At 43.7% G+C, this 19,868-nt stretch carries 19 protein-coding genes; 3 read left to right on the top strand and 16 right to left on the bottom strand.

The features are described 5' to 3' along the window. Nucleotides 1-45: 45 nt before the first annotated feature. From DUW71_RS16885 to DUW71_RS16825, 13 genes are all read right to left on the bottom strand, one after another. Nucleotides 46-795: a glycosyltransferase family 2 protein gene (locus DUW71_RS16885; RefSeq protein WP_119396456.1), complete on the bottom strand. Its 750-nt coding sequence runs from the start codon at nucleotides 793-795 to the stop codon at nucleotides 46-48. Beyond that, nucleotides 792-1,664, bottom strand: a complete 873-nt coding sequence (locus DUW71_RS16880) for an alpha-1,2-fucosyltransferase (RefSeq protein ID WP_119396455.1) — start codon at nucleotides 1,662-1,664, stop codon at nucleotides 792-794. Before DUW71_RS16880 ends, DUW71_RS16885 begins: the two co-directional genes overlap by 4 nt. Continuing rightward, entirely contained in the window at nucleotides 1,657-2,901 is a 1,245-nt protein-coding gene (locus DUW71_RS16875; protein WP_119396454.1) for a lipopolysaccharide biosynthesis protein, read from the bottom strand. The genes DUW71_RS16880 and DUW71_RS16875 overlap by 8 nt, the downstream gene beginning before the upstream one ends. Before the next feature lie 15 nt (nucleotides 2,902-2,916). Continuing rightward, nucleotides 2,917-3,420 (bottom strand): acyltransferase, encoded by a 504-nt coding sequence (locus DUW71_RS16870; protein ID WP_158584228.1) that lies wholly within the window; start codon nucleotides 3,418-3,420, stop codon nucleotides 2,917-2,919. After that, entirely contained in the window at nucleotides 3,407-4,555 is a 1,149-nt protein-coding gene (locus DUW71_RS16865; RefSeq protein ID WP_119396452.1) for a glycosyltransferase family 4 protein, read from the bottom strand. Before DUW71_RS16865 ends, DUW71_RS16870 begins: the two co-directional genes overlap by 14 nt. Continuing rightward, complete coding sequence (locus DUW71_RS16860) at nucleotides 4,552-5,535, bottom strand: glycosyltransferase family 2 protein (protein WP_119396451.1); 984 nt, start codon at nucleotides 5,533-5,535, stop codon at nucleotides 4,552-4,554. Before DUW71_RS16860 ends, DUW71_RS16865 begins: the two co-directional genes overlap by 4 nt. Continuing rightward, on the bottom strand, nucleotides 5,525-6,670 hold the full coding sequence (locus DUW71_RS16855; RefSeq protein WP_119396450.1) for a hypothetical protein: 1,146 nt from the start codon (nucleotides 6,668-6,670) through the stop codon (nucleotides 5,525-5,527). The genes DUW71_RS16860 and DUW71_RS16855 overlap by 11 nt, the downstream gene beginning before the upstream one ends. Next, entirely contained in the window at nucleotides 6,667-7,269 is a 603-nt protein-coding gene (locus DUW71_RS18025) for a CatB-related O-acetyltransferase (RefSeq protein ID WP_325048591.1), read from the bottom strand. Before DUW71_RS18025 ends, DUW71_RS16855 begins: the two co-directional genes overlap by 4 nt. 491 nt (nucleotides 7,270-7,760) lie before the next feature. Beyond that, entirely contained in the window at nucleotides 7,761-8,234 is a 474-nt protein-coding gene (locus DUW71_RS16845) for a GDP-mannose mannosyl hydrolase (RefSeq protein WP_119396448.1), read from the bottom strand. A 14-nt stretch (nucleotides 8,235-8,248) separates the two neighbouring features. Beyond that, nucleotides 8,249-9,208, bottom strand: coding sequence for a GDP-L-fucose synthase (fcl, locus tag DUW71_RS16840; protein ID WP_119396447.1), 960 nt, complete (start codon nucleotides 9,206-9,208; stop codon nucleotides 8,249-8,251). Further along, on the bottom strand, nucleotides 9,209-10,327 hold the full coding sequence (gene gmd, locus DUW71_RS16835; protein WP_119396446.1) for a GDP-mannose 4,6-dehydratase: 1,119 nt from the start codon (nucleotides 10,325-10,327) through the stop codon (nucleotides 9,209-9,211). Next, the gene (locus DUW71_RS16830; protein WP_119396445.1) at nucleotides 10,324-11,835 is read right to left on the bottom strand and encodes a hypothetical protein; all 1,512 of its coding nucleotides are present in this window, start codon (nucleotides 11,833-11,835) and stop codon (nucleotides 10,324-10,326) included. Before DUW71_RS16830 ends, gmd begins: the two co-directional genes overlap by 4 nt. Nucleotides 11,836-11,913: 78 nt before the next feature. Further along, nucleotides 11,914-13,005 (bottom strand): Wzz/FepE/Etk N-terminal domain-containing protein, encoded by a 1,092-nt coding sequence (locus tag DUW71_RS16825; protein ID WP_119396444.1) that lies wholly within the window; start codon nucleotides 13,003-13,005, stop codon nucleotides 11,914-11,916. A 318-nt stretch (nucleotides 13,006-13,323) separates the two neighbouring features. Between DUW71_RS16825 and pyrB the strand changes: the two genes are divergently transcribed. Continuing rightward, nucleotides 13,324-14,298: an aspartate carbamoyltransferase gene (pyrB, locus tag DUW71_RS16820; RefSeq protein ID WP_119396443.1), complete on the top strand. Its 975-nt coding sequence runs from the start codon at nucleotides 13,324-13,326 to the stop codon at nucleotides 14,296-14,298. Next, complete coding sequence (gene pyrI, locus DUW71_RS16815; protein WP_119396442.1) at nucleotides 14,298-14,750, top strand: aspartate carbamoyltransferase regulatory subunit; 453 nt, start codon at nucleotides 14,298-14,300, stop codon at nucleotides 14,748-14,750. Before pyrB ends, pyrI begins: the two co-directional genes overlap by 1 nt. Before the next feature lie 213 nt (nucleotides 14,751-14,963). Here pyrI and DUW71_RS16810 read toward each other — a convergent pair whose 3' ends face one another. Together DUW71_RS16810 and DUW71_RS16805 are read right to left on the bottom strand one after the other, a co-directional pair. Further along, complete coding sequence (locus DUW71_RS16810) at nucleotides 14,964-16,169, bottom strand: hypothetical protein (RefSeq protein ID WP_119396441.1); 1,206 nt, start codon at nucleotides 16,167-16,169, stop codon at nucleotides 14,964-14,966. Nucleotides 16,170-16,199: 30 nt separating this feature from the next. Further along, complete coding sequence (locus DUW71_RS16805) at nucleotides 16,200-17,855, bottom strand: hypothetical protein (protein ID WP_119396440.1); 1,656 nt, start codon at nucleotides 17,853-17,855, stop codon at nucleotides 16,200-16,202. Between the two features lie 665 nt (nucleotides 17,856-18,520). Here DUW71_RS16805 and DUW71_RS16800 point away from each other — a divergent pair. Continuing rightward, nucleotides 18,521-19,480: an SUMF1/EgtB/PvdO family nonheme iron enzyme gene (locus tag DUW71_RS16800; protein WP_119396439.1), complete on the top strand. Its 960-nt coding sequence runs from the start codon at nucleotides 18,521-18,523 to the stop codon at nucleotides 19,478-19,480. 52 nt (nucleotides 19,481-19,532) lie between these two features. Here DUW71_RS16800 and DUW71_RS16795 read toward each other — a convergent pair whose 3' ends face one another. Next, the gene (locus tag DUW71_RS16795) at nucleotides 19,533-19,745 is read right to left on the bottom strand and encodes a hypothetical protein (protein ID WP_119396438.1); all 213 of its coding nucleotides are present in this window, start codon (nucleotides 19,743-19,745) and stop codon (nucleotides 19,533-19,535) included. Nucleotides 19,746-19,868 lie beyond the last annotated feature (123 nt).

The following is a 19,868-nucleotide window of genomic DNA, read 5'->3' as shown; positions in this document are numbered from 1 at the left end:
TCCCATTCGGTGTATCAGATCAACTCGCCACCAATACATTATAAATTACGACCTAAATACGGCTCTAAAAGCATAATGCGAAAAGTAAAACAAAGCAGAGAACAAACCGATTCCTTCATTTTCCCTGTATATTGACCACTGTCTTAAAGCCTTCTTAAACTTATTTCTGGAAATTGAGTTTTCAGATATCCTATATAGTGTTAGAGCCTTTAATATTGGTGATGCAATGTAGCCGTTTTTCAATATAGAGAGCCAAAGTGCGTAGTCTTGTCCAGTTCGAAGCAGTGGCATTTTATACTCTTTGTATACTTTTTTACTCAACATAACAGTAGAACAACCGAGCGTCGCCCTCTTCTTTAACATATCATTATATCCAACTGAAGGAGCACTCCGATCTACAGTCTTTCCGGTCGACCTTCCGTCATCAAAAATCACCTCGTATGAAGTAAAAGAGAAATCCAAGTGCTGCGACTCCATAAACTCGACCTGATCTTTAAGCTTCGAGGGCCTCCATAAGTCGTCACTATCGAGAAATGCTACATAATCACCAGCAGCCCGATCAAGTGCTAAATTCCTGGACACAGCAGCTCCAGAGTTGGAACCTGTCGACATGAGCCGAACACGATGGTCATTGGATTTTATTTCATTCAGCAAATCGTAAGAGCAATCTGTTGAACAGTCATCTACGACAATCCATTCCCAAGATTCGTGAGTCTGATTAAGTAAGCTCTCATAGGTTTCTCGTATATACTTTTCCGAATTAAATACGGGTGTCACTACTGAAACTAAAATCATAATCTGTACCAATCATCTGAGACAAGGCTTTCACGATCTTCGTGGGCAAACCAAGATTTTGGGCACACCACTATTTCTTTTTCACCAGTCATAACTACCCCCCACCAGCTAAAAGTACTATTTGGTATTACCGCATTTTTTAAAGAACCGATCAGAAGCATCTCTTCAAAATCAGTAAGATTATAACCACCCACATCTATGACTTGATCTGGAACGCCTGAAAGATATTTACTAACCCATCCTATATCATTCGAAAAGAAACAGACAGACAGCCCTTCCGATGAAAGCCGCTCTTTAAGAAGTTTAAAAGCCTTTAAGTAGTAGTCAACGCCACAGACGTCAAATTTCTTAGCGAACTGAGGAGTTTGATAGTCGCCCCTCCTCACATGAACACAGACATTAGCATTATTCTCAATATACGCTTTTGCGTTGTAATAGCTTTCTGAAAGAGCCGCATGATTAATTAAGCCCCGCAAATAAACTTCATTCAAACCTGTAAACTCTATTGACTGCCAATACCCATCTAAAATTATATTCCTTGGCCTGCAGGCTGTCATTTCATTAGCACTACTGTCCTCATCCCAATACCAATACCATCTATAACTTTTGGGAACCCTCTTATAACCCGCCAATAGCAATCTGTCTAAAAATGGCAACCCGGTCGTTCGTGAAACTCTCAAAAAACTTTGTCTGTCTATGAACTCCATGCCATTCAAATACTTGCGAATTGTACTACTGTCTACATGGTAATCATAAACATAAAACCCATTACCACTAGCTACCTTCGCAGCGGCAGCCAATTGGAACAATTGGTTCCCCAGCCCCCCTCTTAGCACTACAATAATTTTGTTTTTCGATCTTTTAAACATCTTTACAACGACCCTTTGACCATTTTAATAATACAAGTACTACGGAAATGACAAGATAGCAGAACATGGCAAGGCACAAATAGTAAACGACTACTGAAAGTTGACTATACAAGGTAGCGGCCCAGACAAGTGAAAGAATAATTAAAGATGAAATCAAACCAATAATCGCGAGGTAGTACGTCTCACGAATGTAGAAAAAATAGACCCCTACGAAGTTAGCTGCAGAGAAAAGCGTACTAGAAAGCAAAATATAAGGAAGCAAATACGAGTATCCAAGGTAATCAGTGCTTAGAAAAACCGCCACAAGCTGACTATTAAAATACCAAAAAAGCAAAAAAGAAAAAATAAGTAACCCAAGCAAAACGCCTAGCCCTCGAACCATCACTTTCATATATGTCATCTCATTGGAGTATAACTTAGGAATAAAATATATAGTCAAGACTCCTTGGATAAAAATTGGAACCATAGAAGCTAATGAAGAAAGCAGGCCATACGCAGCAAGATCATCCGGAGGCATATTGATCGAAATAATGAATCTCACACCCATTTCCTTTGACCAGCTAACCAGTGAAGTAAGAACTAAGGGAAATATAAATTTAGAACTGTCTAAAGAAAAAACATTAACAACATCGGAATTTAATCTAGCAATACTATATTGCTTCTTTCGCTCTCTATAGTAAACGTAAAATCCTAATAAAAAAACAGATAGAAACCCAACCATATGGGAAGCGATAAGAAAATTCAAACTCGTTATAGTAAAAAACGTAAAAATCAATAAAAATAAAACTCTAGAAAAAGAGTAGAAAAAATTAAAGGCTAAGACCATTTTTCGCCTTCGAAGTTGATTAAACCAAGAGAAGGTCGAATCTTTTAGGGCGGAAACGATTGTAATTAAGAATATAAGGTAGAACGAGACATTGAAAAAAAATGAGACAACAAGTGCTGTAAGAAACGACATGATGCAACAGATAACATAGAATGAATATAGATCTATTGGGTTATCATCAGTAACCTTCCTTGTGAAATATTGATTAAAAGGCGCTAGCACTAGAAGCAAGCCAAAGCCACAAACAGCAACGATTTCAAAATACAAGCCTACGAGCTCCTTCGGATAAAACTCTGCTAGTACTTTACTGTAAATTATACTTCCGAGAGCAAGCACTGCTTGAGCAAGGACAACTTGAGAGGCTCCAGAACCCAAAAGCCTATTCCCTAGCTTCAACACTTTACTTACCACTAACTATTACCTCGATTATTTACGGTCATTGGCCACTACCTTTCCGCCAATAAAAATAGATTTATCTGGCAACTCTCCTCTAACACTCTCTACAGCGGCGACTAGACAAGCACGCCCTATTACAGCGCCAGGTAGCACTACAGAATTTGCCGCAATCCATGACCCGCAACCAATGACTACTGGCTTAGACTGACTATGAAGACTTCTATATGTGCACCCAGACAACTTATGATTGGTATCCACAACGACTGTGTTCATAGCGAGCATCACTTCATCTTCAAGAACAACCCGATGCCTTGCGAGGATGAATGCATTCGGCCCGATATACACGTTATTCCCAACTGAAAGAAAACATGCACCTCTTATATTAGCACTCGCAGCAACCTGAAGATTTCTGCCTTTAGAGCCCATGAAAAACCCATAAAGAAACCCCCTAAAGCGCATTAGGGCAGGCAAATCTGGCAACCAAATCAGCGAAATTCTTATCAGATAACAGAAAAAAAGATTAATTTTTTTCATTGAGCACACCATCGAAAAAAGTTTTTAGTGTAAACTGTCTAGCTTTACTTACGATTTCACTGCGATTTTCTTCGAAATTAAAATTTGACTCTTTTACTTTCATCATCGCCTCAAACAGTTCACTAGGATTTTCAGTACCGACAAGAGCGCCGGGTATGTCATTTAATAAATACTGGCAGTAACCCACCCGGGTACTAATAACATACAACCCCTGGGCCATAGCTTCTAAGACTACTCTAGGTCCTGTCTCACTCAATGAAGGGTTAACAAAAACGTCATTATTTTGATATATCTCTCGGAGTTGGCTACGCTTTATTTCGCCATGAAAATGAACATTAAGTTTTCTACTATCAACAATTTGTTTGAGGCGGTCCAATTCGTGACCATTACCTACGATGCTAAGTTCAACCTGACCCTTGAATCTATCTTCTAACATTTCAAATGCTACCAACAGATCGTGAATCCCTTTTGCCTGGCGTAAATACCCTACATATAAATACTTCACTAACCGTCCGTCACGAGGACTATAGTTCGAGACTGCATCTTCAGTAAAATCGTTATCGACGAGTGAACTCTCTACTACCGGTTTTATTGACCGATGAAAGTACTTCGGAATCTCTTCTAGTGGGGATGGCCCATTACATGTAAACTTATGGTTGCGGGACGCCATCAGTGTCATTATGTATTCTGGATAAAATAAGAGAACTTTCAGAAACTTTACTACTGCACTATCCGAGGATTTAGAGTTTATAGCTGATATCGGATTTGCAACAATATGAAACCTGTAATCAACACGCTTTCCACCTATAATCGGAAGAATCCAGCAAAACGGTTCAAACACCCTTACATACACAATATCAACGTTTTTTGTCAAGCGAGAAAATGACTTAATAATGGAAAAAATATGACGAACTGAAGACATATAACTGTTAAAGAACGGAAGACGCACCACCCTCACATTCCTTCCAGACAGGCTTACCATGCCCTTCTCAGCCTTAGTAAATGTTTTTGTCATCAAATGAACGCATTCATAACGGCTCAAAAGCTCATCTATATAGTATCGATGAATTTCTGGTATAAACAACTCACCATTGCATTCATAAACGCCCCAGTTTGCGTAAACTCCAATATTCACCGAAGAACCTCATCAATTGTAAAAAATAGAACTACTATAGGTGGTATAAAAACAAATAGGGGCCGACGAGCCTTAAATGCCGAAGAAAAACACTTCTTAAGCAATATTTTTAAAAAGTATATTGAGCTCGCTGAATTATCTCGAAGGTACTTGCGATAGCCATGGGCCATGCTACGAGCTCTTAAAAAAATACTCCAATCACTAACACCTTGTATTTCATTATAGTCACCACAAATAGAGGCATGTATTGAAAGATCTAGATCACTAAGCCCATACCCACTCAATAGACTCTTCCTTATTGGGGTCGTAAACTTAAATCGACGTCTAACCTTACTCTTGTTATTATCGGAATAAACGCAATAGTTCAAACCTATAAATTTCAAGTTCTTTAGTTGAAAACCAGACTTTAAAAATTTCACCCAGAGATCATAGTCCTGAGAATAAGTAATATTTTCATCGTATCCTCCGACGGAATACCAGGAAACCTTTGTGAAACCAACTGTGGGATGTATAAATGGAGAATCAAATAATATGTGAGCTTTTACTTCTTCATTTGTTTTGGGAACTCGAAGCTCTCTTCCGTAGACAGTCACTTTTCTATCTACAGAATTAATAAATTTCCTAGCACTAGTGCCAACTAAACTGCATCGTTCATTCTTAAGCTCATTTACAACAGCTGCGATTCTACCTTTGACATTTATATCGTCTGCATCCATACGAACGATATATTCACCCTTTGCAGCCGATATAGCAGCGTTCAGAGCAGCTGGCAGACCTTTGGATTCACGAAAACTAATTACCCGAACATTATCAACGTTGCAATAAGCCTTAATCAACTCAAACGTATTATCAGTAGAGCCATCGTCAACTATAATCATCTCAGTTCTGCTCGGCATATCTGAAATCACTGATTCGATCGCGGCGCTTACCGTAGCAGAGCAGTTCCTCACACTCATGACAACTGAAACTTCAATCACCATTCTTTTTCCCCAGATAGACCAAATACATTGGCAAAATCAAAAATATATAATGTCCAAAAATTCTAATATTTGATAGCCCCAAAAGAAAAAACGCGACAAAGAAGAAAGTATAACTTTTCCCACACTTAAAGAACGGCATTAATAAAAGAAACAAATACAAAAAACTTCCTACCAAGCCTCCTTTAAACGCCAAGTCAAAATAATGAGTATGCCCGTAGTACCCAGAGAACCCATCAAATATCAACTTAGGGTCATCAAGGTTATTTCCTAGGAACAACTGAAGAAAACTAGCTTCTGAAAAATAATTTAGCAAATTAATCGATATTTCAAATTTTGTAAGAAAGCTACCGTCCATTTTAATATAAGACTTATAAAATTGGTATAGCAAGATCATGACAACAGGCAATAAAACATACGAAAGAAGCCTAAATCGCTTACTTACCATAAACCCATACAAGGCAATCACGAACACTAAAACTAGCATTGCAGCTCTTGAAAAGCTAAAAATCAAAAAAAAGGTAGTTAGCAAAATACTGAAATTTAGCGAGGCATGGTCTTTAGATGAGAATGGAATTGCCTCCCCACTTCTGATACTATATTTTATTGAAAAAATAAAACATATAGTTATCAGGGCATGCATACCGATTCCATTGGAGTTTGAGTACATTAGGCTGCTTATCTTTAATGCATAGAATGACATTCTGTAATCATCCCAACTTAACAGCTGACCTCCCACGACAGGATGAGTTAGACGATACAAAAGCTCTGCTGTAAAAGCCACCAATGTCAGAGCTATATAAATATACAAATAATACTTCAACCTACGTGCTTCTACTCTACCTGATACTTGTGCGACCACTGGAGCAAGAAGGATATTAAAGACATACAGATGGTCAAAAAGACTAGAGCTTTCATATGCTTTATATAGGAAGTAAACAAACAATATAAATGAAAGAATGGAAAATAAAGCATGCTTTATATACAGTGTATTTAAAATCGAAACTAAGCACGTCATCATAGCTAGAAAAGCCAACACAAAGTATGGCTTAAGCTGAAATCCTATATCGATATATAACGCTGAACCAACAAGCAAAAGAAATAGTAGGAGGTGTGAAAGATTAACTTTAAAACTCACAGGTTATCCTTCTCGTATTTCTCTACAAATGATCTAGCATCGGTTAGGTCAAGCTCCCACCACTTAGATTTTTTTAATTTTGCAGCATGCTCAGAATCAAACCGGTATTTTACAACACGCGCCGGACTTCCTACTACGACAGCATAATCAGGAACGTCCCTGGTGACCGTACTATTAGCACCGACGACGGCGCCATCACCTACTTTCACACCTCTCAATATTACCACTCCAGTGCCGATCCACACATCATTTCCTATAACCACCTCTTCAGAGGTGAGCACAGAGTAGGCGTTGTCATAAAATACAGAGCTCACACTTACCTTAGTCAATAAATGCTCACCCTGACCTATTGATACATTATTAGCAATTGCACAGTAATTACCAATACATGCCTTCGTAACATAACTTCTTTCTCCGATATAAGTGTATTTACCGATTTTTGTAGCGCCATCTATAACCGACCCCCTTTGAACTCGGACACCTTTACCTAAATCAGCGTCATGACTTACATACCAGCTACGAACTCCGCTTCCGTGGAACAATATAGCTCTTACCCGGCGTAAAATTTCCACAAAAAACCATTTCACCTTACCATCCACGGAACACTCCATAACTCATATAAATATAATTTTTAAAATTCAATTACCCATAAAAAACGCAATTTCCATGCCAATCATTATTAACATGCATAGCTAGAAAGTTTTAGTTATACTTCCAACAAACACGCTACTTCTACTCGCATCAAAGTTTACTACCACTCGCAGAAAGAGAAATAAAGACACAGCCAACTAACTACTCTTCACACCCGCTCGCGAGGACAATAAGTGCCACACCAACGACTTTAATGGCAACTATATAGCAAACTAAGCTGGAACCACAGTTTCTTATTTTCTAGTTAATGCTTCAAATTACCGCTTTAAAGCTGTCAGTTTAAGGTACACACAGGCACCGTGTTGAGGGATTAAGGTTAAGCAGCCTCTTATAAACTAACAATCATTTACTTTGCTTGAATTGATACATGATGCAAAGTCTACAATTTTATCAATTAACGCAAGGATACTACCATCCAATAATAATTGTAGCAGGGCAGCTAAACACGAATTATTGTGGCTAGGCTACCAGTAAAATACGCTTTTACATTAGAATGAACAGAATCATCTCCAAGCAGCAAGCTAATGGATAGCCAACGGTACTCAACATGCTCCTTTGTAGGCATCATTAATTCGGCCTGGTTAACCACTATTTCATAGCCAAACACTAAATAGTGCTGCGAGATATCATCGCCAACATGAGAGTCTTCATACAGGTGCTCAAACATACCAATAAACGAGGCCTCATTCGGCGAAAAGCTCTGTCCTAACTCTTTAGAGCTAAGTCGCTGAAACGCTTCGGCAAAACGTTCGCCTTTAACAATACGGCCACCCGGCACAAACCAATAACCTTGAGCCGGCTTGTTGGTGCGCAAACCAACAAGAACTTCATTTTGCTCATTGCGCACAATGAAGTCGATCGACACCAGTGGCGTCGATTTAACTACCGTTTTAAAGTCTTCGAATGGCAGCATATTTTCTATGATTGCTATTTTCTAAAAGAGTCTTGATTCGCCAAAAACCACTGATAGGTTTCAGCCAAGCCTTCTTTCAGTTGAATACTCGCCTGCCAACCCAACGCTTTTAGGCGCGATACATCCATAAGCTTGCGTGGCGTACCATCTGGTTTTGAGGTATCCCAAACAATTTGGCCTTCAAAACCAACCACTTCGGCTACGGTTTCGGTCAGCTCTTTAATGGTGCAGTCGATGCCTGTACCCACGTTAATATGGCTAAGCATTTCTTGCGTGTTGGCCTCGTAGGTTTCTGAGTCCAAGTTCATAACGAATACAGAAGCAGCTGCCATATCATCAACATGCAAGAACTCACGCATTGGCGAACCGGTACCCCAGGCCATTACTTCATTGTCGCCATTTAGCTTGGCTTCATGGAAGCGGCGCAACAATGCTGGAATAACATGCGAATTTTCTGGATGGAAGTTGTCGTTCTCGCCATACAGGTTAGTAGGCATCACCGAGCGATAATCAACACCATATTGGCGATTGTAGCTTTCGCACATTTTGATGCCAGCAATCTTGGCGATCGCGTATGGCTCATTGGTTGGCTCAAGCACACCAGTTAGCAGCGCATCTTCGCGCATTGGCTGTTCGGCAAACTTCGGGTAAATGCAAGAAGAGCCCAAAAACAACAACTGTTTCACGCCCGCTTTAAAAGCACCGTGAATAATGTTGTTTTGAATGGTCAAGTTTTCGTAGATAAACTCAGCAGGGTAAGTGTTATTTGCAATAATGCCGCCCACTTTTGCCGCAGCAAGGTAAACCTGATCAACCTGCTCTTGTTCAAAAAACTCAAACACGGCTTGTTGGTCGAGCAAGTTCAGCTCGTCACGCGAACGCGTGACAACTTCTACATTACCTGGTTGGCTGTCTAGCTGGCGAACAATCGCCGAACCTACCATGCCGCGATGACCTGTTACAAAAACCTTCATTTAGCGCTCCAAAGCTACCGACACATTATGACCGTGCTTCTTAAGCAAGGCATGCTGTTTGGCTTTGTCTAGATCTGCTCTAACCATTTCGGCACACATTTCTTCAACAGTGATTTCTGGCACCCAACCTAGCTTCTCTTTTGCTTTAGCAGGGTCGCCAAGTAGTGTTTCTACCTCAGCAGGGCGGAAGTAACGCGGATCCACTCGCACAATCACATCACCAACGCTTACATCTGGTGCGTCATCACCATTTACCGCTACAACTGTAGCTATCTCATCAACACCTTCGCCGCTAAACTCAAGCTCGACACCCAGTTCTTTGGCGCTCAAACGAACAAAATCACGTACAGAGATTTGTTTGCCAGTTGCAATCACGAAGTCTTCAGGGTTGTCTTGCTGAAGCATCATCCACTGCATACGAACGTAGTCTTTGGCATGGCCCCAATCACGTAGCGCATCCATATTACCTAGGTGCAAGCACTGCTCTAGGCCTTGCGCAATATTCGCCAAAGCGCGAGTAATTTTACGTGTTACAAATGTTTCGCCACGGCGTGGAGACTCGTGGTTAAACAAAATACCGTTGCACGCATACATGCCGTAAGACTCACGGTAGTTAACCGTAATCCAGTAAGCATACATTTTTGCCACGGCATACGGAGAACGCGGCCAAAATGGCGTGGTTTCTTTCTGCGGTACTTCTTGTACTTCACCAAAAAGCTCAGAAGTTGAGGCTTGGTAGAACTTAGTCTTTTTCTCTAAGCCCAAGAAACGAATCGCTTCTAGCAAGCGCAAAGTACCTAGGGCATCTACATCTGCTGTGTACTCAGGTGATTCAAACGATACCGCTACGTGCGACTGCGCACCGAGGTTGTATACTTCGTCTGGCTCAACCTCTTTTATGATACGGATCAAGTTTGACGAATCGGTCAAATCACCGTAATGAAGATGAAATTTAGGGTTTGGCTCGTGTGGATCTTGATAGATGTGATCAACACGCTCAGTATTGAAGGAAGACGCTCGACGCTTGATGCCATGCACTTCGTAACCCTTCCCCAGCAGAAACTCCGCCAGATATGAACCGTCTTGACCGGTAACGCCGGTAACCAGAGCTTTTTTCATTGTAAACTTTCCAACTTCTTACTTTTTACCATGCTACCAATTAGAGCAGCGATTACAGTCAAAATAGAAACGACTAGGCACACTGCTATTAAAAGTACGATTGAAGATCTCAGTGGAAACTGAACTCTTCCAACTACAAATGATGACGACTCTGCTTGCACTAACCCTCCAATCGCTCCAATGCTATCTTCGCTAATTTGTTCGTGTAGGCGTGCCACTACCCCAGTGTAATCACGCAGGGTTTGCAACAACTTCGGCATACGCTCGCTGACGCTCTGAGCGTACTGAGATAGTAGGGTTTGTGAGTTGGATTGATCTTCTAGAGCATTGAGCGTTAAGTTGATTTCAGCAATTTGCTGGTCCACTTTTAATGCTTGGTTTTCAAACTCAAGTACCTGATCAGTCAACTTCTGTTGATAACCCAGATCGTCGCCTTGTCGGCTTACTTCTAATAAGCGGTCTAAAAATCCATCACCTAGTTGCGGTACCAATGCATTTTGTGGTAACGAGTTGTTTTGACTCACGGCAAGGTTTGTATTGCCACTGTATTCAGCTAGTACCTGCCGAGCGATTTGCGCGCTGCGGGTGTACTGCTGTTTCTCAAGCTCTAAATCAACCAGTCGGCTTTGGTAAAATAGCTTTACTAGCTCTGGGTCTTTAGCTATGCCCAAGCGCTTTACTGGGTCGATTAGCTGGCGAAGGTCATAATTAGCTACATCTTCTAGGGCTTTTTCCAGGTCTTCGAGGGTGTAGCCGGTTTCATCGTCGATCACACCAGTTGAACCTGGCAACTCTTTTAGCGCTGCTATATTTTCTTTTACTTTTTCTACGTTTTCGAGCAGCAATTCAATGCCAACTAAGTAATCTAGTTGTTCAAAACGCTGGGCGTCGAATATTCGCTCAGAGTAGATAGGCGTGTTAAGCCTTAGCACACCCTTTTCTTCAATGGCTTGTTTGGCCCATTCACTAGCAATAGCGTTTAGTGCTTGCCGTGGAATAGCGTTGTTAATTGGCTCGGGCGTAGTAAGAGAAAGCTTGAGCGCACCGGAAGCACGCAGAGCTGCTTGCATTTCCTGCTGAAGTGAAGCTAGTTGCTCTGGCGTCATGCCTTCGCGGTTCATTCGCTCGTAGCGTTCTACAATTAAGAAGTAGTCTGGCGAATAGCGCTCAACCGTGATTGCGCGCGAAAATGCAGTGCGACTCATTACATTCTGCAAACCTGGCTGGTTTTGGTACACCTGCTGAACTACAGAGTTCGCTACTAGGTCGGTAATTGAAAACGGGCTGCCATCGGGGTACTCGCCATTAGCTAGTCCGTCGAATGTTAGGGTAAACACCTGACTGTAAGTAGTTGTTTTATCACGTGTTATGTATTGAAAGGCAACAAAACAAGCATAAAGTGCGCTTACAATTAGCACAGCCGATACAACTTTTACTCGGGTAGCCCAAATTCGCAAGAACAGTTCTCGCAAATCAATCTCATCGTCACGCACAGTTGGCTCAGCCATTAGCGCTTCTCCTTTCACTTTTCCCAATTTGTTTGCCAAAAAAGGCTTAATTATTTGTTTTTCTAAATCAAACTGACTTCAATTGTGCTGTCGGTTTTGCAGCGCAACTTTTAACAATGCTGCAAACGTTGCCAATACCATTCCCAGCATAAACATCGCTGCAAGCACAAGCACTGAGTTTTTATTTACTTGCTGCGTCACCGCCTTGGCGTTTTTGCTAACAATGTAAGCATCTGTAAAGTCTAGCTGAGTTTCGGCTAATGCCAACTCTGCTTGAAGCTGCTTGGCAGGCATAACAATACTCACTGGCTCTCCACTTTCACTGCGCTGCAGAATCAGCAAGTTTTCTTGTAGCTGGTTCACAGGTTGAGTTTTTTCCGCTTGCAATAGCGCAGTTAGCCCAGAAGAGCCAAGCCATAACAATCTATCAACATTACCCGCTTGGTCAACATTCATTTGTGAATCTTTGCCGAAAACTGGTTCTACCAAGCCTAGCTGCGCACTGAGTTCATTAGCAGCTGCTATGGCTTGCAGCCTTTGCGCTTTTTCTAGTTCAGCTTGTTTCGTTACCAAAGCCACTTGGCGCGCGAGTTTGCCTTGTTCAATGGCCTGCGTGCCAACAATCTCGTTTTTAAGTTGGTTAAGCGTGTGAGTTTCTGCCCGTTTAATCAAGTTTTCAAGCAGCTTTATGCTTTGCTCGGGTTTGGTGGTTTCTACGCTTATTTCTACACCCAAATAAGTGCTTTGCTCTTCACCCAAGAAATTTTGATTGTAGGGCGCTATTTTAATGCTCGCTGCAGTTTGCGCTACTCGTTGCGATGCTTGCAGGTTGCTTGTTGCGTTTGGAGCTTCGTTTGATTCTGGTAACACTCCCTGCTCTTGCAGCACTTGTTCAATGATCTGTTCGTTCTTTACCGCTGCTAAAAAGCGCTCGGTAATTTGCTCGCGCGTTAATTGCAAGTAGGGTTGCTGAAGAAATGGCATTACTTGGCTGGGGGTTAACCGCTCAAGTTTGTAGTACACCTTGTACTGCTGGGGCGTTAGGGTGATGTAAGCTAAACCAGCTGCTACAAATAGAGCGGTTGTAGCCACTATCAGTTTCCATTGTTTGGCAATATTCACGAAAAGTTCAACAAGGTCTATCTCGTCGTCATGGCGCAATTGCTGCATTCCCTGATTCCCTAAAACGTATTCAAGCGGGGCATTGTAGCGAAACTATGCATGGCTGACGACCTTTTGACGGCACAGCGGTAGAATTTTATTGATGATTTTCTGTATGCATTCATGTAGCTGATTGGTTTTTGAACGATTGATTATGGTATTGGGTTGGTGTTGCTGTTTTGTGAAGGTTTTATTGTGAATGGGTTTTAGGTGGGTGTTTCGTTTTTTTAGTGTCTGCAAAAACGCCTTCGGCGTTATTTACAGACCTACTATTGTTAACTTGCCGTTAAACGCTAAACTAGCGGCAAAATTCGTTTAGGAGCTCGTATGCTGTCTAGTTCTGCGCCGGTGTTTTCTGGCAAGCATCTGGTTTCGGTGTCGGATTTAACTGCTGACTCTATTCAGCGGGTAATCGACATTGCCATCCAGCTTAAGTCTTCCCCCCGCCCTACGCTTTTGCAAAACAAGGTGATTGCTAGCTGCTTTTTTGAGGCTTCTACGCGCACGCGCTTGAGCTTTGAAACCGCGGTGCAGCGCTTAGGGGGCTCTTTGATTGGCTTTGCCGATGCGGGCAATACCTCTATGGGCAAGAAGGGCGAAACGCTGAGCGACTCCATTCAAATGATTTCGCGCTACGCCGATGCCATTATCATGCGCCATCCGCAAGAGGGCGCGGCTCGTTTGGCGTCTGAAATTTCATCGGTGCCGGTCATCAATGGCGGCGACGGTGCCAACCAGCACCCCACACAAACGCTACTAGATTTGTTCACCATTTATGAAGCACGCGGCTCACTAGAGGGCGTGAAGGTAGCCTTTGTAGGGGACCTAAAATATGGCCGCACTGTGCATTCTCTGGCCCAAGCGTTGGCGTTATTTGGTGCGAAATACTATTTTGTTGCACCCGACGCCCTAGCCATGCCAGATTACATTCAAGAAGAGCTACTTGAAGCAGGTGTTCAGTTTGAGTGTGTCGACAACCTAGAGGATGTGATTCCCCTGGTTGATATTTTGTATATGACACGAGTGCAAAAAGAGCGTTTCGACCCAACCGAATACATGCACATTGCATCAAAATACGTGCTTACGGCAGCTATGTTAAAAAACGCACCCGAGCATTTAAAAGTGCTGCATCCTCTGCCAAGGGTGGATGAGATTGACGTGTCGGTTGATAAAACACCTCACGCTTTTTATTTCCAACAAGCTGAAAACGGTGTTTACGCTCGCCAAGCGCTACTGGCACTTACCTTGTGCCCAAATTTAGACAAGCAACTGCTTACTAGCCGAGAGGGAGGCCAAGCCTAATGAGCATTCATAAGTTACAGGTAGAGGCCATTCAGCAAGGTACCGTAATCGATCACATTCCGGCTGGCAATGGCCTTAAAATTATCAACCGCTTGCAGTTGTTAAATAGTGATGTGCGCTTAACCGTGGGCTTGAACCTGCCATCGGGCGAAATGGGTTGTAAAGACCTAATTAAAGTTGACCAATGGCGTTTCACGCAGGATGAAGCTGCGGAACTAGCGCTATTTGCCCCCAATGCCACCATTAATGTAATTAACGATTATAAAGTGGTCGACAAGTTCCGCATGAGCCAGCCAGAAGAGCTGAATGGCTTGTTTGATTGCCCAAATCATAATTGCATTACCCATAATGAACCGGTTGACACCAAGTTTTATGTACGCAACTCGGGTGCCGATATGAAGTTGCGCTGCCATTATTGTGAGCGCAGTTTTAGTAGCGCGTTGTTTGGGTAGGTGGCTGGACACCCGCCTTCGCGGGTGTGACGGCGATGCTTGGGGGTGAGACTGACCTTCTTCGTCATCCCCGAGTGGTTTTATCGGGGATCTAGTTTGTGGTTTTCTGTTTGGGTGGCTTTTTAACTGGGTGGCTAGACACCCGCCTTCGCGGGTGTGACGGTAGAGATTGCGGGTGTGACGGTGGAGATTGCGGGTGTGACGGTATAGCCACTACCAAGCTACTCGCCAGCCAAGTTTAAAGGTTGTACCACCTCGAGTTGTACTGCCGCGGGTAGGCTCTGGCGAGGATTGCTGTTGCTCGCCTGCGCTGGGCGAAGCAGAAAAATCAACTGGAATGATTTGGTCAACTTCCACCCTAACTTCCCCTGCCCCGCTATGAATAGCTAAGGCGAGTGATGGGTTGAGCGCTCGCTCATGCGCGGGTAACTGGAACTGCTCTTCTAATTTGGGAATTGGTATGAACAAGATGTTCTTGTACAGGTTCCCACCACCTGTGCTTTTGGCATCTAGGTAACCAAGGCCTGTGGTGTAATCGAACCAGCCAAGTGCGCCACTTCGGGAAATATACCATTCATTCACCACGGTGTTGGCGCTGCCTTTGTAGCGATAGTTACCACCGGCAAAGTTGGCGAGTGCGGCGGAATTGGCTTTTAGGCTGGCACTACCAGTGTAGTCTAGCTGTAGGCGCTGCCAGTTGATTTTCCAACCTTTGTAGGTTGCGCTTAAAGCTAGCCCCTGCTGATCTAGTTGCTGAGGCTGCCATGTTAGGCTTAAGTCCTCATTCTGGTAGACACCTGCAGGAGCATTAACGCGCGAGTGCCAATACTTGGCGTTGAAATCGCGCCAATACAAGCTAGTTTGCCAGTTTTCTGCTGTTTGGTATCTTGCTTGCCATTGCAGTGCACCGTAACCAGCGTGGGCATCTACTCCCCAATGGCAGTCAGGTTCAGGAACAACGTTTAGTCTGATCGCTTGCCAACTCACCGCCAAATCCCAGTTTTGTTTTTCACAAAACCCAGCCAAACCAAACTGTCGTTTACCATATTGCGCATTTGCTGCTAACCGAGTTGGCGACGCCGCTAACTGAATGCCATTCACCCGAGGTGACCATAATGTAGCGGAGGAGTTCTGAGTATATAGCTGGGCGCTGATGTCACCTTCAACTATTAGCCGGTTAACGGCTGTTTTAGCTTGTATTGTCCAACCACCCGCTAACAGAATAGAAGCATCCACTTGGGTAGTTGTTAGCTCTATTTTGCTGTCGGCTTTTTGGTAAATCAGAAAATCAGCGTGTTCAACGCCAATGGTGCTGGCAGTACCAGGTAGTTGAAACGGTGGCTGCGGCGCGGGCAACTTTGCCAACGCCAGCACTGGTATAAACGCCACAGCAATTTGAGTTAATAATATGTACTTCATAGAAAAGGGGGCCAAGCCCCCTAGTTAATATCAGTAAACCACGGGTGGCTCCACAATTATCACCGTATTACCATCTGGGTACGGCTCAGCGGTAACACCTTGAAGTAGCATAGAATCAAGCAGGATAAATGGTTCTTCACCAGGGAAGTTGACTTGTACCGTGCCGTTAGCGTCGTTCAACACAAGCGGGGCAACCACTTCGCCATTGACTAACAAGCTACCCATTCTTAGCTCATCGCCTTGCCAAGCATGGTCGTCTTCAAAGCGCAGCACGATTAGGTCACCGTCGTCTTCTTGTTGCCACAGTGCGGCATTTACGCCTTGTGTTTCTCCACCACTTAAGTCTAAGCCCATCGCAAAAACGTTGCTGTTATGCGTAATGGTTAGGCTCGAAAGTGCTTTCATGGTTAGGTCTTGCCCTTCTAGCTCAGCTATTTCTAACTTGCTGGTAGTGGCAATTTTTAAACTGTTGTCGTTCACCAACAGTTCCGTACTGGCTGTCATTTCATGGTCAATTAAGCCAGATTCTTGCCATGTGCTATCACTGTCGATATACCAGTAGTCATTAGAGTCATAGACATAGGTGCTGTTGCTGCTAGTGGTATACTTGTAAACACCTTTGGCCGACAATTCGGCTTGCCACTTGTCACCCGCACTATTGCTTACCATGCCACTAAATGTTGCAGCATAAGTGGCATCTAGCTGTTCACGCCATTCGCTAGTTTCGGTCACTATACCGTTGGCGTCGGTCGTGGAATCTTGGCTGTAATAATCATCAAAGAGGCCAAACTCGTTATTACCCGTTACCGAAAAGTCGGCACTACCGCTGATTTGAATGTTATTCAGGGTAAGGGTTGTTTCATCGATATTAAAAGCGAAGCGTTTTACTTCTAAAACATTATCAACAAAATCAATGTTTAGCTGTGCGCCAGTTGATTCTGCTGCCAGTCTACCAGCAGTCAGCTTCATGTAGTTAACCGACCCAGCCACGCTGTCTACCGCATGCGTTGTGTCTTCTGCGTCTACCATTTCCATTAAGGCAATGGCATTGCTAGGCAATGTTACGTCGAAACTAAGTTCAACCTTATGCTCGTAAGGCGTGCATGATGGCTGCTGGTCACAAGTTTGTACTACATCGGCGGCTAGCGATATTTTCCATGTACCCGTATCGCCACCATCTACTAATTGCCAATTAGAGCTATTGCTGTAGGTAATCGCCAAGTTCTCATCTTGTAGGTTGGCGAAACCATGCGTGCCAGCCGCGGCCGAGAAATCCAGCATGGTGTAGGTGCCGCTTGTATCGGCTACAGGTTCTAGCACCGGTGCCATTTGCACGTCGATTGCATCTTCAAGCACGGCTACAATGGCTTGCAACGCCGTTACATCTTCATCACCTAGCTGTTCAATATCAGTCTGCATGTTCGATGCAAACTGCTCAATAATGTCTTCCGCTGCGAGCACCGAACCAACGCTGTCTTTCATATTCTCGGCAAACGCTTTACCAGCTGCAACCCTTGCCGTAGCAGTTTGCGACGGTGCATTCGGGTTCACGTCTGGTAGGCCATCAATATCTGATGCCGGAGATGTTGGAGCGTCTGGTTTGTCGGTTGGTGCAGGTTCTGTTGAAGAGTTACAGCCAGCAATGGCAAGCGCCAATGCCGCAGCAGAGAGAATGCGAAGTTCCATAGCTTATTTCCTTGTTTGAAATCCGTAACATATTAACAGCGTTATTGTGAGAAGAACATGACCAAACTCAGCCTGCAGCGCGTTTTTATAGTGCTGGGCAACGGCCAATGTTTCCCGAACCTTCGGTTTGTAAAACCTACGAATGCATGATCATCGCAGGTTGTACGGCGCGTTTTTCGCGCCGGGCAACGGCCAATGTTTCCCAAACCTTCGGTTTGTAAAACCTACGAATGCATGATCATCGTAGGTTGTACGGCGCGTTTTTCGCGCCGGGCAACGGGTATCGCCACCGGTCAATGTTTCCCGAACCTTCGGTTCGAAAAACCTACCGGTTGCAACCGGATGTATGATTGCCTGTCGGTTGTACTGGGCGTTTTTTTACCTCTCCTCTGCAGTGCGGCCCTCTTTTTCTTCGCCGTGCGGTTATTCAAGGCAGTGTTCGAGCACTTCGTTGAACTCGCGCAGCGTAGAAATGCCCTTGGCTAATAACGACTGGTGAATCTGAACACCTGCTGTTATTGGTTGCCAATTACTCCCCAGCAACCTGCTTCAACATAGCCAGCAATCACAGCTCAAACAGTGTTACGTGGTTTGAGCTGTGAGGCGGTGGTAGACTTATGACCAAATTAATCTGCTATGTATGAGTAGACAACCAAGGACCAGCAATGAAGAAGCACGGAATGTTGCTTGCCGCAGCAAGCGCCTTGTTGTTATCAGCCTGTCAATCCAACAAGTGCACACCATCCGAGACAAATGTTTGCATCGACAACAAAGAAGTTGCTGACATAATGCAAGAGATTTTGGATGGCATGGTGTTTATCCCAGCCGGTGAGTTTTACATGGGGTTGGTGCAAGGGCCTGAGAATCAAATGCCTGAGCGAAAAATCTATATGGATGACTACTTCATCTACCAAAGTGAGCACACTTGGAAGCAAATCGATGCGTTTTATCGCCTATCTGGTTATGGCTATACCGATGGCGCAAAACAATGGGAACCCGAACGTGGCGTAAACCTTGGTGCAAATCATCCAGCCTTCGAAGTTTACTATTATGACGCTCACAATTTTTGCCAATGGATTGGCGATATGACCGGTTTAGATGCTGGCCTACAAACCGAAGCACAGTATGAAAAAGCAGCAAAAAATGGTAACCGAAGTCATATTTGGGCAACTGCAGATAACCAGTTTATTGAAGGGCGCGACTATCCAACAATGGAAGAGAGAACTGTGCCTGATGAGGTAAGTACGGGTGTTCACGTTCAGATGTATATACCCGTTACTAGCCAGCCGCCAAGTCCCAATGGCTTATATGGTCTGCATACCAATGGTGAAGAATGGACTGCAGATCTATGGCGTTCTAAGTATCTAGAATTAGCAGCGGAAAGAAATCCTTCGTTCCCCGTACCATATGAAACTCGCCTAGCAGGCCGCCAAATCAACAATGATAAAGAACTCAAGGCTGGAGAGCGCTATGGCGTTGCCGTTAGAGGTGGCGGCTCAGCGTGGGATAAAATGAATATAGGCCAACGATATATTCAACAGCGAGTGGGACGTGACGGTAGGGGTACCAATGCTCTGCGTTGTACTATTAACGCTAGTGAACTACCAACAATAAACCAGCAATAGCCGTTAGTGAGTTGGAATACCTGCCGTTGCTAAGCTTCAACAAGTATTCGCTTTAAAACGCTCTACTAACACTTCGAATTTTGGGTTCTTGCAACCAATTATCAGCCGGTAGAATAGGCTCAATGCCATCGTAAGGCTGTAATGACTCAAACCAAGTTGCAAGTTCGGCTTTATCTTCTCTATCACTGAGCATGGTTTTAATGCGTTTAGCATAAAAATCAGCATTTCCAGCCTTTTCAAATGCAGAACGATCAGCCCAACACAAGCAGAACACCCACCGTTATTTTTCACGGTTTATGCGGTTAACTTAGCTGATTTGCGGTTTTTTGCATGCGCTCAAAATTCGCATCTAGCGCTCAAACACTGTTACGTGGTTTGAGTTTTGTAG

The sequence above is a fragment of the Salinibius halmophilus genome (assembly GCF_003577475.1).
GTDB classification, from domain to species: domain Bacteria; phylum Pseudomonadota; class Gammaproteobacteria; order Pseudomonadales; family Natronospirillaceae; genus Salinibius; species Salinibius halmophilus.
The sequence above is the reverse complement of the archived record's forward strand: the minus strand, read 5'-3'. Positions and strand labels throughout refer to the sequence as shown.

Excerpts from the sequence above, each read along its gene's own strand:
- DUW71_RS16885 (WP_119396456.1), bottom strand. The coding sequence starts at position 795 with ATGATTTTAGTTTCAGTAGTGACACCCGTATTTAATTCGGAAAAGTAT.
- DUW71_RS16880 (WP_119396455.1), bottom strand. The coding sequence starts at position 1,664 with ATGTTTAAAAGATCGAAAAACAAAATTATTGTAGTGCTAAGAGGGGGG.
- DUW71_RS16870 (WP_158584228.1), bottom strand. The coding sequence starts at position 3,420 with ATGAAAAAAATTAATCTTTTTTTCTGTTATCTGATAAGAATTTCGCTG.
- DUW71_RS16860 (WP_119396451.1), bottom strand. The coding sequence starts at position 5,535 with ATGGTGATTGAAGTTTCAGTTGTCATGAGTGTGAGGAACTGCTCTGCT.
- DUW71_RS16845 (WP_119396448.1), bottom strand. The coding sequence starts at position 8,234 with ATGCTGCCATTCGAAGACTTTAAAACGGTAGTTAAATCGACGCCACTG.
- fcl (WP_119396447.1), bottom strand. The coding sequence starts at position 9,208 with ATGAAGGTTTTTGTAACAGGTCATCGCGGCATGGTAGGTTCGGCGATT.
- gmd (WP_119396446.1), bottom strand. The coding sequence starts at position 10,327 with ATGAAAAAAGCTCTGGTTACCGGCGTTACCGGTCAAGACGGTTCATAT.
- DUW71_RS16830 (WP_119396445.1), bottom strand. The coding sequence starts at position 11,835 with ATGGCTGAGCCAACTGTGCGTGACGATGAGATTGATTTGCGAGAACTG.
- DUW71_RS16825 (WP_119396444.1), bottom strand. The coding sequence starts at position 13,005 with ATGCAGCAATTGCGCCATGACGACGAGATAGACCTTGTTGAACTTTTC.
- pyrB (WP_119396443.1), top strand. The coding sequence starts at position 13,324 with ATGCTGTCTAGTTCTGCGCCGGTGTTTTCTGGCAAGCATCTGGTTTCG.
- pyrI (WP_119396442.1), top strand. The coding sequence starts at position 14,298 with ATGAGCATTCATAAGTTACAGGTAGAGGCCATTCAGCAAGGTACCGTA.
- DUW71_RS16810 (WP_119396441.1), bottom strand. The coding sequence starts at position 16,169 with ATGAAGTACATATTATTAACTCAAATTGCTGTGGCGTTTATACCAGTG.
- DUW71_RS16805 (WP_119396440.1), bottom strand. The coding sequence starts at position 17,855 with ATGGAACTTCGCATTCTCTCTGCTGCGGCATTGGCGCTTGCCATTGCT.
- DUW71_RS16800 (WP_119396439.1), top strand. The coding sequence starts at position 18,521 with ATGAAGAAGCACGGAATGTTGCTTGCCGCAGCAAGCGCCTTGTTGTTA.